12 protein-coding genes are annotated in these 12,200 nt (G+C 59.7%); 8 read left to right on the top strand and 4 right to left on the bottom strand.

What is annotated here, in order from left to right:
- The first annotated feature begins 3 nt into the window (after positions 1–3).
- Both galU and def read left to right on the top strand, forming a co-directional pair.
- Positions 4–897 (top strand): UTP--glucose-1-phosphate uridylyltransferase GalU, encoded by an 894-nt coding sequence (gene galU / locus KY494_RS04905; protein ID WP_219135462.1) that lies wholly within the window; start codon positions 4–6, stop codon positions 895–897.
- Entirely contained in the window at positions 894–1,430 is a 537-nt protein-coding gene (gene def / locus KY494_RS04900; protein ID WP_219135461.1) for a peptide deformylase, read from the top strand. The genes galU and def overlap by 4 nt, the downstream gene beginning before the upstream one ends.
- 185 nt (positions 1,431–1,615) lie before the next feature.
- Here def and KY494_RS04895 read toward each other — a convergent pair whose 3' ends face one another.
- From KY494_RS04895 to map, 4 genes are all read right to left on the bottom strand, one after another.
- Positions 1,616–2,380: a flagellar brake protein gene (locus tag KY494_RS04895; RefSeq protein ID WP_219135460.1), complete on the bottom strand. Its 765-nt coding sequence runs from the start codon at positions 2,378–2,380 to the stop codon at positions 1,616–1,618.
- Positions 2,381–2,510: 130 nt separating this feature from the next.
- The gene (locus KY494_RS04890; protein ID WP_219135459.1) at positions 2,511–3,260 is read right to left on the bottom strand and encodes a pseudouridine synthase; all 750 of its coding nucleotides are present in this window, start codon (positions 3,258–3,260) and stop codon (positions 2,511–2,513) included.
- 41 nt (positions 3,261–3,301) lie between these two features.
- Positions 3,302–5,869 (bottom strand): [protein-PII] uridylyltransferase, encoded by a 2,568-nt coding sequence (locus KY494_RS04885; protein WP_219890124.1) that lies wholly within the window; start codon positions 5,867–5,869, stop codon positions 3,302–3,304.
- Between the two features lie 36 nt (positions 5,870–5,905).
- Positions 5,906–6,718, bottom strand: coding sequence for a type I methionyl aminopeptidase (gene map, locus KY494_RS04880; RefSeq protein WP_219135457.1), 813 nt, complete (start codon positions 6,716–6,718; stop codon positions 5,906–5,908).
- A 390-nt stretch (positions 6,719–7,108) separates the two neighbouring features.
- On the opposite strand from map, the gene rpsB reads away from it, so the two are divergent.
- The 6 genes from rpsB (at position 7,109) to KY494_RS04850 (ending at position 12,197) form a co-directional block, all read left to right on the top strand.
- A complete protein-coding gene (rpsB, locus tag KY494_RS04875; protein ID WP_219135456.1) occupies positions 7,109–7,861 on the top strand; it encodes a 30S ribosomal protein S2 in 753 nt (250 codons plus the stop codon).
- 158 nt (positions 7,862–8,019) lie between these two features.
- Positions 8,020–8,931 (top strand): translation elongation factor Ts, encoded by a 912-nt coding sequence (gene tsf, locus KY494_RS04870; RefSeq protein ID WP_010397617.1) that lies wholly within the window; start codon positions 8,020–8,022, stop codon positions 8,929–8,931.
- Positions 8,932–9,078: 147 nt separating this feature from the next.
- Positions 9,079–9,795 carry a UMP kinase gene (gene pyrH, locus KY494_RS04865; RefSeq protein WP_071077758.1) on the top strand — a complete coding sequence of 239 codons (717 nt, stop codon included), beginning with the start codon at positions 9,079–9,081 and terminating at the stop codon, positions 9,793–9,795.
- 141 nt (positions 9,796–9,936) lie between these two features.
- On the top strand, positions 9,937–10,497 hold the full coding sequence (frr, locus tag KY494_RS04860; RefSeq protein ID WP_071077757.1) for a ribosome recycling factor: 561 nt from the start codon (positions 9,937–9,939) through the stop codon (positions 10,495–10,497).
- 99 nt (positions 10,498–10,596) lie between these two features.
- A complete protein-coding gene (gene uppS / locus KY494_RS04855; RefSeq protein ID WP_219135455.1) occupies positions 10,597–11,364 on the top strand; it encodes a polyprenyl diphosphate synthase in 768 nt (255 codons plus the stop codon).
- Complete coding sequence (locus KY494_RS04850) at positions 11,364–12,197, top strand: phosphatidate cytidylyltransferase (protein WP_219135454.1); 834 nt, start codon at positions 11,364–11,366, stop codon at positions 12,195–12,197. Before uppS ends, KY494_RS04850 begins: the two co-directional genes overlap by 1 nt.
- Positions 12,198–12,200 lie beyond the last annotated feature (3 nt).

Genomic DNA, 12,200 nt, shown 5'->3' with positions numbered 1-12,200 from the left:
CCCATGAAAAAAATCAGAAAAGCAGTTTTCCCCGTCGCTGGCCTGGGCAGCCGTTTCTTGCCTGCGACCAAAGCGCAACCGAAGGAAATGTTACCGATCGTCGACAAGCCATTGATCCAGTACGCAGTGGAAGAAGCGGTGGCGGCGGGCATCACGGAAATGATCTTCATCACGGGCCGCAACAAGCGCGCCATCGAAGACCATTTCGATACGGCCTATGAGCTGGAGTCGGAACTGGAAGCGGCAGGCAAGCGCCTGTTGCTCGACATGGTGCAAAACGTCATTCCCAAGCACATCAATTGCATTTATATACGCCAGTCGGCACCGCTGGGCCTGGGGCATGCCGTGCTGTGTGCCCGTCCCGTGATCGGCGACGAACCGTTTGCCGTCTTGCTGGCCGACGATTTCATGGACGTGGAAGAGGGTGTGCGCCCCGTGCTGGCGCAGATGACCGATGTCTTCCAGTATGAAAATTGCTCGTTGCTGGCGGTGCAGGATGTGCCGCGCGCGGAAACCAGGCAGTACGGTATCGTGTCGGCAAAGAATTATCAGCCTGACCTGGAAGTGGTCTCGGCCATCGTGGAAAAGCCTGCTCCGGAAGAGGCGCCGTCGACCCTGGCCGTGGTGGGCCGCTATGTGCTGACCAGCCGCATCTTCGGTCACCTGGAAAACCTGGGTACGGGTGCCGGCGGCGAAATCCAGTTGACGGACGGCATTGCCGCCCTGATGCGCGAAGAGCGCGTGCTGGCTTACCGCTATCAGGGGCAGCGCTATGACTGCGGCTCCAAGTTGGGTTATCTGAAGGCAACGACGGCGATGGGCATGAAGCATCCGGAAACGGGCGCCGCTTTCCGTACGTACCTGCAACAACTGCAATCGACACTGGAAGCAAAATGACCGTACGCGAGATTCTGAAGATGGGCGATCCGCGCCTGCTGCGCATGGCCGAGCCTGTGCGCGAATTCGATACGCCCGAATTGCACGCCTTGATCGCCGACATGTTCGACACCATGCATGCGGCCAATGGCGCGGGCCTGGCGGCGCCGCAGATCGGCGTCAACCTGCAGCTGGTGATCTACGGCTTCAAACAGAACCTGCGCTACCCTGACGCGCCGCAAGTGCCGGAAACCGTGCTGATCAACCCTGTGCTGACGCCTTTGACGGAGCGCAAGGAAGAGGGCTTTGAGGGTTGCCTGTCCGTGCCAGGTTTGCGCGGCAGCGTGCCGCGCTGGAGCGAGCTGCACTATGAAGGCGTGGACCACTTCGGCCAGCCCATCAGCCGCGATTGCGACGGTTTCCATGCCCGCGTGGTGCAGCATGAAGTGGACCACCTGCACGGTATCCTGTATCCGATGCGTATCGTCGACTTCACGCAGTTCGGTTACACGGAAGTCATGTTCCCGGACCTGGACCCCAACGACGACGATTGATCGGCGCCTGAGAAAACGCCCATGGCGGCGTTGCCTTGCCTCGCCGTACTATTCGTACTGTCTTCGGCAAGGCGCCTTGCCCTGAACGTTTTTCAGGTGCCTCGCGACTTTGAATGCCAAACAAAAAATGGCCGCGCAGCATCAGCTGGGCGGCCATTTTTTATACCTGAGACAAACCTGCGAATTTAGCGCACCTTGCGGCTGCTGCCCAGGTTGTCGAGCAAGACTTTCAATTCATCCTGCATGGCATCCGTCAGGTTCAGGAAACGGCAGCCGATCTGCACTTGCTCGCCCAGCAGGAAGGAGCGGAAGGTGCGCGACAGGCGGATTTCCAGGTCGGCGATCATGACCTTGTCCGGCCCCAGTTCCAGCCGTACGCGCGACAGTTTGCGGCCCACATACAGGCCGACCGTATCGCGAGGGTGGGCACGCATGCCGATGCCGCCGGCCGAGAAATCATACAGCTGCAATTCATACGGTCGGCCTTCCAGCACGAAGGCGGCCAGGTAGTACACACCCAGCGGCGTTTCCAGGCGCGCCGATTCGCGCCGTTCCAGCACCAGGCAATGGCCGGGGAAGTTCGTCAGGTAGACGTTCGGCCGCTCGGGATACGCCTGCCATTCGCCATTGATGGTAAATTGCAGCTTGGCGTTTTGCACCCACGATACAAACGTGGCGCCGCCTTCGGGCAGGGTGGTCCCCTCATTGAGTTCCAGCACGAATTGCGGCAAGTCGTCGTCGACGGACAAGATGCGCGCCATGATGACGTCTTCGCCGCTTGTCGGGTAGATGGAAATGGCGTCGCCGTTGTCAGCCAGGCTGCACAGGGTTTCGCCGATATCCCACGGATCGCTCATATGGTGCGGCTTGGTACCTGGCTCCATCGGCTCGGCCACATCGGCCAGGCTGGGCGCGCCTTTGCGCAGGGGATTAGGAATGGGATCGTTCACGACGGCGTATCTCTTGTAATTTCTAATGGGGAATAGTGTATAGGTTCAAGGCAATATTTGCTAACTAAATCACAATAATTGCCTTTGTTGCACTATTCTTGTTGCCTGCTGGATATAGATCCCGGTACGTTTAAAACTGCTCGTCCGCGCTCAGGTAACGCCATTGGCCCGTTGGCAAGTCGCCCAGCTTGACCTTGCCGATGCGCACGCGTTTCAATCCCAGCACTTTCAGGCCGACGGCTTCGCACATGCGGCGGATCTGGCGTTTCTTGCCTTCGCGCAGGGTAAAGCTCAGCTGGTCTTCATTTTGCCAGCGCACCTTGGCCGGCAGCAACGGCTTGCCGTCGAGCCACAGGCCGTGGTTGAGCTTTTTCAGCTCGCTGTCGGGCAGGACGTCGCCCTTGGTGTAGCTCACGCGCACCAGGTATTCCTTGTCGATATCGGTATCGTGGCCGATCAGCTGCTTGGCCACGCGCCCATCCTGCGTCAAGACCAGCAAGCCGACGGAATCGATGTCCAGGCGGCCAGCCGCCACCAGGCTGCGCAGCTGGGTCGGATGGAACTGTTCCGGGCTGCGGTCTTCCGCCCAGCGGTTCTCGGCCTTGATCAGGGCCACGGCCGGCGTGTAGCCATCTTCGGCCTGGCCGCTGACGTAACCCATCGGTTTATTGATCAGCACGGTCACGCGCTTGGACTGTTCGGCCGCCGCCTGGCGTTCCACGGTGATTTTCTGGCTGGGATAGACCTTGCTGCCCAGCTCGGATACCACCTTGCCGTCGACGCGAACCCAGCCGCGCGCGATCCATTCATCGGCTTCGCGGCGGGAGGACAGGCCCAGTTCGGACATGCGCTTGGACAGGCGTAATAATTCTTCGGTCATGTTGTTTCAGTTTCAGTAAGGGTAGGCGCTGCGCACAAGGTTTACACCTTCAGCGCATCGAGTAAATCGGTTTCCAGCAATATCTGGTTGCGGGCATTGTTGAGCGCGGGGCCGTCGACGAGGAAAACGTCTTCGACCCGCTCGCCCAGGGTCATGATCTTGGCCGTGTGCAGGTTGATGCGGTACTTGGTCAGCACATTGGCGATCGCATACAGCAGGCCCGTGCGGTCGTTGGCGGCCACCGACAGCAGGTAGTACTGGCCCTTTTCATCGGGCCGCAAGTCCACCGTCGGCTGGAAGGGGAAGGTGCGCGACAGGCGCGACAGCCGTCCCTTGCCCGGCGGCGGCAGTGGCGTCTGCGACTGCAGCAGTTCGCCCAGCTCATGCTCGATCAGGCTGATGATGTCGCGGTAGCTCTTGGCGAAGTTCTGCTCCGTGACGAGGAAGGTGTCGAGCGCGTAGCCATTCCTGGTCGTGTGGATCTTCGCGTCGAGGATGCTGAAATTCTTGCGGTCGAAATAGCTGCAGATGCGCGCGAACAGGTCAGGCTGGTCGGGAATGTACACGGCCACCTGCAAGCCTTCGCCGATGGGCGCCAGCCGGCATTTTACCACCGGCAACTTGCTGTCGAGCTTGTCATACAGCGAGCGCGTCTGCCAGGCGATGTCGGACGCGTCGTGGCGCAGGAAATACGCCACATCGAGCTGCTGCCACAGTTTTAAATGGGCATCGGGCGGCAAGCCGTACAGGCGCAGGGTGGCCAGCGCTTCCTGCTGGCGGTTCTTCAGTTCGCGGTCGGCCGTGTGCGGCTCGCCGCCCAGCACGCGCAGGGTGATCTTGTACAGGTCTTCCAGCAGCTTGCCTTTCCACGCGTTCCACACTTTCGGGCTGGTGCCGCGGATGTCGGCCACCGTCAGCAGGTACAGGCCCGTCAGGTGGCGCTCGTCCTTGACCGCTTTCGCGAACGCGGCGATGACGTCGGGATCGGACAGGTCCTGCTTTTGCGCCACTTGCGACATGGTCAGGTGATTTTCCACCAAGAAAGCGACCAGTTCCGTGTCCTCTGCCGACATGCCGTGCTCGTGGCAGAACTGGGTGGCGTCGGCCACGCCCAGCTTCGAATGGTCGCCGCCGCGGCCCTTGGCGATGTCGTGGAACAGGGCCGCCACGTACAGCAGCCACGACTGCGAGAAATCGGCCATCAGCTGGCTGCAGAACGGGTATTCGTGCGCATGTTCGCTCATGGTGAAGCGACGCATGTTGCGCACCACCATCAGAATGTGCTGGTCGACCGTGTACACGTGGAACAGGTCGTGCTGCATCTGACCCACGATGCGGCGGAAATTCGGCAGGTAGCGCCCGAGGATGCTCATCTCGTTCATGCGCCGCAGCGCATGGATGATGCCCACGGGTGCTTTCATGATGCGCAGGAACAGGGCGCGGTTGACGGGGTCCTGGCGGAAGGCGGCGTCGATCTTGAAGCGCGCGTGCCACAGGGCCCGCGTGGCGCGCGAGGTCATGCCTTTCAGGGCCGGGCGCTCCGTCATCAGGACGAAAATTTCCAGCATGGCCGACGGGTATCGTTCGAACGTATCGTCGGCGCTGATGTCGATCAGGCTGTTGACTTCATTGAAGCGCTCGTTGATGGGCACGGCCACATCGTCTTGTGGAAACAGCCGTGCCTCGATGTTTTGCAGCAAAATCGTGTTGAGCTGGGTCACCGTCTTGGCGGCCCAGTAATAGCGCTGCATCAGGTATTCGCTGGCGCGGCGCATGTGCGGCCCGCTGCCCGTGGCTTGCAAGCCCAGCGATTCGGCGATGGCCGTCTGCACGTCGAACACCAGGCGGTCTTCGCGCCGTCCCGCATGCAGGTGCAGGCGCACGCGGATATCCTTGAAGGCGCGCTCCTTTTCCATCAGCTGGCGCGCTTCCGTCAGGGTGATCAGGCCGCCCGTGGCCAGCGTGCGCCAGGAATTGGCCAGGCCGGCCGCCTTGGCCACCCACAAAATCACCTGCAGGTCGCGCAGGCCGCCCGGGCTTTCCTTGCAATTCGGTTCCAGGCTGAAGGCCGTGTCTTCGTATTTGGCATGGCGCTGGCGCATTTCCGCCGTTTTCGCCTGGAAAAACGCCTGCGGGTCCATGGCCGCCTCGTAGCGCTGCTGCAGTTGCGCGAACAGGTCCGCGTTGCCGCACACGAGGCGCGCTTCGAGCAGGCTCGTTTGCACGGTGATGTCGGCCTTCGATTCGACCATGCATTCCTCGACCGTGCGGATGCTGTGGCCGATTTCCAGGCCCAGATCCCACAGCAGTTGCACCAGTTCCTCGAGCTTTTCCTGCGTCGCCGCCTCGGGCGCCTGCTGCAGCAGGATCAGCAGGTCGACGTCGGAATAGGGAAACAGTTCCCCGCGACCGTAGCCGCCCACGCCCACCAGGGCCGTACCGGGTGGCAAGCCCGCCTCCTGCCAGGCGCGCGCCAGCACGCCATCGACGCTGTGGCGCAGGCTGCGCAGCAGTTTTTCAGGCTTGCCGTCGGCCTGGAAGGCCGCAATGACGACCTGGCGGTCGGCTTTCAGTTGCTGTTTCAGCTGTTCCCGAATCTGCTTTTTCATCTGGGCCCTGGGGTGGCGGTGCGTGGGATGGAAGAATCAGGCTTTGTTCAGGATCAGGGCGGGCGGTGGCGGCATGCCGGGCGAGACGGTCAGCACTTCATAGCCCGTTTCCGTCACCAGCACCGTGTGTTCCCATTGCGCCGACAGGCTGCGGTCCTTGGTTTTGATGGTCCAGCCATCGTTCATTTCGCGGATCTCGCGGCGGCCCGAGTTGATCATCGGTTCGACGGTGAAGATCATGCCCGCTTCCAAGCGTTCCAGGGTGCCTGGTTTGCCGTAATGCAACACTTGCGGTTCTTCATGGAAGACCTTGCCGATGCCGTGGCCGCAGAATTCGCGCACCACGCTGTAGCCGGCTTTTTCCGCATGTTGCTGGATGGCGTGGCCGATATCGCCCAGGTGGGCGCCCGGCTTGATCTGGTCGATTCCCAGCCACATGCATTCATAGGTGATTTCCGACAGGCGCTTGGCCAGGATGGTGGGCGTGCCGACGAGGAACATGCGGCTGTTGTCGCCGTGGTAGCCATCCTTGATGACGGTGATGTCGAGGTTGACGGTATCGCCGCTCTTCAAGACCTTGTCACCGGGAATGCCATGACAGATGACGTCGTTGACGGAGGTGCAGATGGCCTTCGGGTAAGGCGTGTAGCCTGGCGGGCAGTAGTTCAGCGGGGCAGGGATGGTGCCTTGCACGTTGACCATGTATTCGTGGCACAGGCGGTCCAGTTCGCCGGTCGTGACGCCGACCTTGACGAAGGGCGTGATGTAATCGAGTACTTCGGCGCCGAGCTTGCCGGCAACGCGCATGCCTTCGATGTCGGCGGCGCTATTAATTCGGATGGTGGCCATGGTGTGATTCGCAATCTGCAAGATGTTCGGGTGAAAAGCACAGACGAATCTCAGCGTATGAGGAAACGTCTGCAAATATGTCGAAATTATAAACGAGGCGCCCCGCATCCGCCGCCTCCATCCTCTGGCTGGCAGGCGATTTTTGCGGGAAAGTCCATGGTGGATACGCCTTGCACCAGTGTGGTGCAAGGCTGGCCGTCGTTGCGCGCGCGATTTGCGCCGTGGGCTTGATGGAATGGGCATTTCGGTGTAGAATCCTGGGTTGCTTGAATTCTCTTTTGGGCAATGCAGTAAAACAGTGTCTTTAATTTATATAAACACGCGAATCCGGTCGACAAGGGTGCCTGTATGGTGACTGATCGGATTCCAGACCCAACCCTGGAGTTAATAATGTCCGTAACAATGCGCGAAATGCTGGAAGCCGGTGTCCACTTTGGTCACCAAACCCGTTTTTGGAATCCAAAAATGGCACCGTTCATCTTCGGCCATCGCAACAAGATCCACATCATCAACCTGGAAAAAACCATGGCGATGTACCAGGACGCAATGAAGCACGTGCGTCAACTGGCTGCAAACCGTGGCACCATCCTGATGGTTGGCACTAAGCGTCAAGCGCGCGAAATCATCGCTGCTGAAGCACAACGCGCTGGCGTGCCTTTCGTTGATCAACGTTGGTTGGGCGGCATGCTGACCAACTTCAAAACGATCAAAACCTCGATCAAGCGTCTGAAAGACATGGAAGTCATGGTTGAAGATGGTTCGATCGAGAAGCTGTCGAAAAAAGAAGCGCTGATGTTCTCCCGCGAAATGATCAAGCTGCAAAAATCGATCGGCGGCATCAAGGACATGGGCGGCATTCCTGACGCAATCTTCGTCGTCGACGTCGGCTACCACAAAGGTGCGATCACCGAAGCGGCTAAACTGGGTATCCCGGTCATCGGCATTGTCGATACCAACCACTCCCCAGAAGGCGTGAACTTCGTGATCCCAGGTAACGATGACTCCTCGAAAGCCATCATGTTGTACGCTCGCGGTGTTGCTGATGCAATCATCGAAGGCCGTGCAGCTGCCGGTAACGAAGTTGTTGAAATGGTTAAAGCAGCCGCTGGCGACGAATTCGTCGAAGTAAACGAACAGGCTTAATGGCCAGGCTATCGCAAGATAGCCGTGTGTAAGCACAGCAGTAAGGGAAAAGGGGTGGCAGCAGCTCCCCCTTTTTTTTAACAAAAAAACGATAGAGACCGCTGGCGAGGCATATCTGCCCGGCCGCGACTATCGACTCACCGAATCAGGAGAAACACATGGCAGCGATTACAGCAGCGATGGTAGGCGAATTGCGCGGCAAAACCGACGCACCAATGATGGAATGCAAAAAAGCACTGACCGAAGCCGAAGGCGACATGGCACGTGCGGAAGAGATCCTGCGCGTCAAACTGGGCGGCAAGGCATCGAAAGCATCAGCACGCATCACCGCTGAAGGCGTCGTGGCAACCTACATCGCCAATGGCGTAGGCGCCCTGGTCGAAGTGAACTCGGAAACCGACTTCGTTGCGAAAAACGACGATTTCCTGGCACTGGCCAACAACGCTGCCCGTCTGGTAGCGGAACACAACCCGGCTGACGTCGCTGCCCTGCTGGCCCTGCCACTCGATGGCAAGACCCTGGACGAAGTGCGCGCTGCCCTGATCGGCAAAATCGGCGAAAACATGACCATCCGCCGCTTCCAGCGTTTCGAAACCAGCAACAAGCTGGCGTCGTACCTGCACGGTGCGCGCATTGGCGTGATCGTCGAATTCGACGGCGCCGACGAGCAAGTAGGCAAAGACGTGGCCATGCACATCGCTGCCATGAAGCCAGTGTCGCTGTCGTCGAACGAAGTTCCTGCGGAACTGATCGAAAAAGAGCGTTCGGTTGCCCAACTGAAAGCCGAAGAAGACGCAGTCAAAGCGGCCGCCGAAGGCAAGCCAGCGCAATCGCCGGAAATCCTGGCCAAGCGCCTGGAAGGTTCCGTACAGAAGTTCCTGAAAGAAGTATCGCTGCTGAACCAGGCTTTCGTGAAAAACGACAAGCTGTCGGTTGAGCAAATGCTGAAGGCGGCTAACACCAGCGTCAAAGGTTTTGCCATGTACGTGGTAGGCGAAGGCATCGAGAAGAAGCAAGACGACTTCGCAGCAGAAGTCGCAGCACAGATGGCTGCCTCCCAGGGAGCGTAAGTAAAGCGGGCCGAGAGGCCCGTTTTTTTGGCCCGCCCGCACCTGTCGTGCCGGGCGGCGACATGGGCAGCCCCGCGCGCCTATCCGGCGCTGCAAGGCGCTGCGCCATGTCATACTCGAATAACCTCATTTATGGAGCCCCAGCTCATGTCAAAACCAGCCTACAAGCGCGTCCTCCTCAAGTTGTCCGGCGAAGCCCTGATGGGCGATGATCCCTACGGCATCAACCGCGCCACGATCGAGCGCATGGTGGCCGATGTGGCCGAGGTGGCGAAATTGGGTGTGGAACTGGCAATCGTGATTGGCGGCGGCAATATCTTCCGTGGCGTCGCGCCTGGCGCGCAAGGCATGGACCGTGCCACCGCCGACTACATGGGCATGCTTGCCACCGTGATGAATGCACTGGCCCTGGCCGATGCCATGCGCCACGTCGGCATCGTCGCGCGCGTCATGTCGGCGATCGGCATCGAGCAAGTCGTCGAGCCGTACGTCCGCCCGAAAGCCCTGCAATACCTGGAAGAAGGCAAAGTGGTGGTCTTCGCCGCCGGTACCGGCAATCCGTTCTTCACCACCGACACGGCAGCCGCCCTGCGCGGTTCCGAGATCAGTGCCGAGATCGTCCTGAAGGCCACCAAGGTCGACGGCGTCTACACGGCCGATCCGAAGAAGGATCCGAACGCCACCCTGTTCCACACGATTACGTTCGACGACGCCATCGCCAAGCACCTGCAAGTGATGGATGCCACCGCATTCGCCCTGTGCCGCGACCAGAAACTGCCGATCAAGGTGTTTTCGATCACCAAGCCAGGCGCGCTGATGCGCGTCATCATGGGCGAAGATGAAGGCACGCTGGTTCACGTATAGAAATAAGGAGCACCGAGAAACCGTCCATGGCTGCGTTGCAGCGCCTCGCCCTGAACGGTTTTCGGCACTCCCGATTGCGCTAGTGTTCCCATCGCAAGCGAAGTAGCAATATTCATTATTATCAAGACAAGGAGTACAGCAATGTCCTTAGCTGACGTTAAAAAGAACACCCAGGAACGCATGACGAAGTCGCTGGAAACACTGCGGGCCGACCTGGCCAAAGTGCGTACCGGCCGCGCCCATACGGGTATCCTGGACCACGTGATGGTCGATTACTACGGTTCGCCGACGGCACTGACCCAGGTGGCCAACGTGACCCTGATCGACGCGCGCACCATCGGTGTGCAGCCGTACGAAAAGAAAATGGCTTCGACCGTTGAAAAAGCCATCCGCGACGCCGACCTGGGCTTGAACCCATCGGCGCAGGGCGACATGATCCGCGTCCCGACGCCGCCGCTGACGGAAGAGCGTCGCAAGGAAATGGTCAAGCTGGTCAAGACCGAAGCGGAAGACGCGAAGATTGCCGTGCGTAACATTCGCCGCGATGCGAACGAGTCGCTGAAGAAACTGGTCAAGGAAAAAGCCTGCTCCGAGGACGATGAGCGCCGCTCGTCGGAAGAAGTGCAGAAACTGACGGACAAGTTTATTGCCGACATCGACAAGATGGTGGTCGATAAAGAAAAAGAAGTGCTGACGGTCTAGTTTTCAGTCCTTTTGACGCTGCCCGGGAAAGCATGGCTTTTCCGGGCAGTGCTATTTGGCGCATAATAGTTATCTTTTATTTTTGGTATTCGTGTTTTCATGATCTATTCGAGTTCGACAACGGCAGTACCTGAGGTTGGCACTGTGCCGCGCCATGTGGCAATCATTATGGATGGCAATGGCCGCTGGGCAACCAAACGCTTCCTGCCGCGCGTGGCTGGCCACGTCAAGGGCGCTGACGCCGTGCGCGGTGTCGTCGAGACCTGCCTCGAGCGGGGTGTCGAATATCTGACCCTGTTTGCCTTCAGTTCTGAAAACTGGCGCCGCCCGGAAGAAGAGGTGTCGATGCTGATGCGCCTGTTCGTCACCATGCTGGAACGCGAAGTGGTCAAGATGCATGCCAACGACATCCGCCTGAAAGTGGTGGGCGACCTGTCGCGCTTCAACGAGCAGCTGCAAACCCTGATCGCCAATGCGGAACGCAAGACGGCGCACAACACGCGCCTGACCGTGACGATCTGCGCCAATTACGGCGGGCGCTGGGACATCATGCAGGCAGTCAACAAAATGACGGCCGAGGCCGCCGCCAACGGCCAGCCTGCCGGGCAGGCTTACACGGAAGAGCAACTGGCGCCGCACCTGGCCATGGCCTATGCGCCCGAGCCTGACCTGTTCATCCGCACGGGCGGCGAGCAGCGCATTTCCAATTTCCTGCTGTGGCAACTGGCGTACACTGAGCTGTTTTTCACCGAGACTTTCTGGCCCGACTTCAATGACGAGTGCCTCGACGCGGCAATCGCGTCTTACCAGCAGCGCGAACGGCGCTTTGGCCGTACCAGCGCGCAATTAACTGAAAAGACAAACTGATGCTGAAAACACGGATAATCACCGCCCTGGTCCTCTTGGCGGTCTTGCTGCCGGTTCTGTATCTGAATTATTTCCCCGCCTTCGCCGTGATCGCCACGGCGTTCTTCGGCGCCGCCGTCTGGGAAAGCTTCCGCATTTTCAAAAATCGCCAGGCGCTCTTGATTGCCGCCGTCTGGACTGCCGCCTTCGCGTATACGTTTTTTGTCGGTAACGGCATGGCGCAGCTCAATTTCTGGTTCGCCCTGTGCGTGGCCATCTGGCTGATCCGCTTCGTGCCCTCGCTGGCGACGGGCTTGCCACCTACCGAAGGCCTGGGCAATACCTTGCTCAGCCTGGTGTACCCGGTGACCATCGTCGGCTGCTTCGTCGCCATCATCGCCTTGTTCCTGCACAGCCCCTTGTACCTGCTGTCCGTGATGGCCCTCGTGTGGATCGCCGATATCGGCGCCTACTTCTCGGGCAAGGCGTTCGGCAAGCGCAAGCTGGCGCCCAGCATTTCCCCAGGTAAATCCTGGGAAGGCGCGATCGGCGGCGGCATCGCCGTGCTGCTGATCTCCGCCATCACCATCGTCGCCGCGCCATCGCTGCCGGTCTTGCAAGACACCTTCGCCGTGCAGCTGCAACTGCGCCGTGGCTGGCTGGTGGCCTTGCTGGTGCTGTTGCTGATCGTCGCCGCCAGCATCGTCGGCGACCTGTTCGAATCCCAATTGAAGCGCCGCGCCGGCATCAAGGACAGCAGCAACCTGTTGCCTGGCCATGGCGGCGTACTCGACCGTATCGACGCGCTGATCCCGGTCCTGCCATTTGCCGCCCTCGTGGCCAGCTGGCTTTAAGGA

The organism is Janthinobacterium sp. PAMC25594, from assembly GCF_019443505.1.
Lineage (GTDB): Bacteria > Pseudomonadota > Gammaproteobacteria > Burkholderiales > Burkholderiaceae_D > Janthinobacterium.
Note: the sequence above shows the minus strand (reverse complement) of the source record. Positions and strands in the feature narration are given on the sequence as shown.

Excerpts from the sequence above, each read along its gene's own strand:
- KY494_RS04885 (WP_219890124.1), bottom strand. The coding sequence starts at position 5,869 with ATGAAAAAGCAGATTCGGGAACAGCTGAAACAGCAACTGAAAGCCGAC.
- pyrH (WP_071077758.1), top strand. The coding sequence starts at position 9,079 with ATGTCAAAACCAGCCTACAAGCGCGTCCTCCTCAAGTTGTCCGGCGAA.
- frr (WP_071077757.1), top strand. The coding sequence starts at position 9,937 with ATGTCCTTAGCTGACGTTAAAAAGAACACCCAGGAACGCATGACGAAG.
- galU (WP_219135462.1), top strand. The coding sequence starts at position 4 with ATGAAAAAAATCAGAAAAGCAGTTTTCCCCGTCGCTGGCCTGGGCAGC.
- def (WP_219135461.1), top strand. The coding sequence starts at position 894 with ATGACCGTACGCGAGATTCTGAAGATGGGCGATCCGCGCCTGCTGCGC.
- KY494_RS04850 (WP_219135454.1), top strand. The coding sequence starts at position 11,364 with ATGCTGAAAACACGGATAATCACCGCCCTGGTCCTCTTGGCGGTCTTG.
- map (WP_219135457.1), bottom strand. The coding sequence starts at position 6,718 with ATGGCCACCATCCGAATTAATAGCGCCGCCGACATCGAAGGCATGCGC.
- rpsB (WP_219135456.1), top strand. The coding sequence starts at position 7,109 with ATGTCCGTAACAATGCGCGAAATGCTGGAAGCCGGTGTCCACTTTGGT.
- uppS (WP_219135455.1), top strand. The coding sequence starts at position 10,597 with ATGATCTATTCGAGTTCGACAACGGCAGTACCTGAGGTTGGCACTGTG.
- tsf (WP_010397617.1), top strand. The coding sequence starts at position 8,020 with ATGGCAGCGATTACAGCAGCGATGGTAGGCGAATTGCGCGGCAAAACC.
- KY494_RS04890 (WP_219135459.1), bottom strand. The coding sequence starts at position 3,260 with ATGACCGAAGAATTATTACGCCTGTCCAAGCGCATGTCCGAACTGGGC.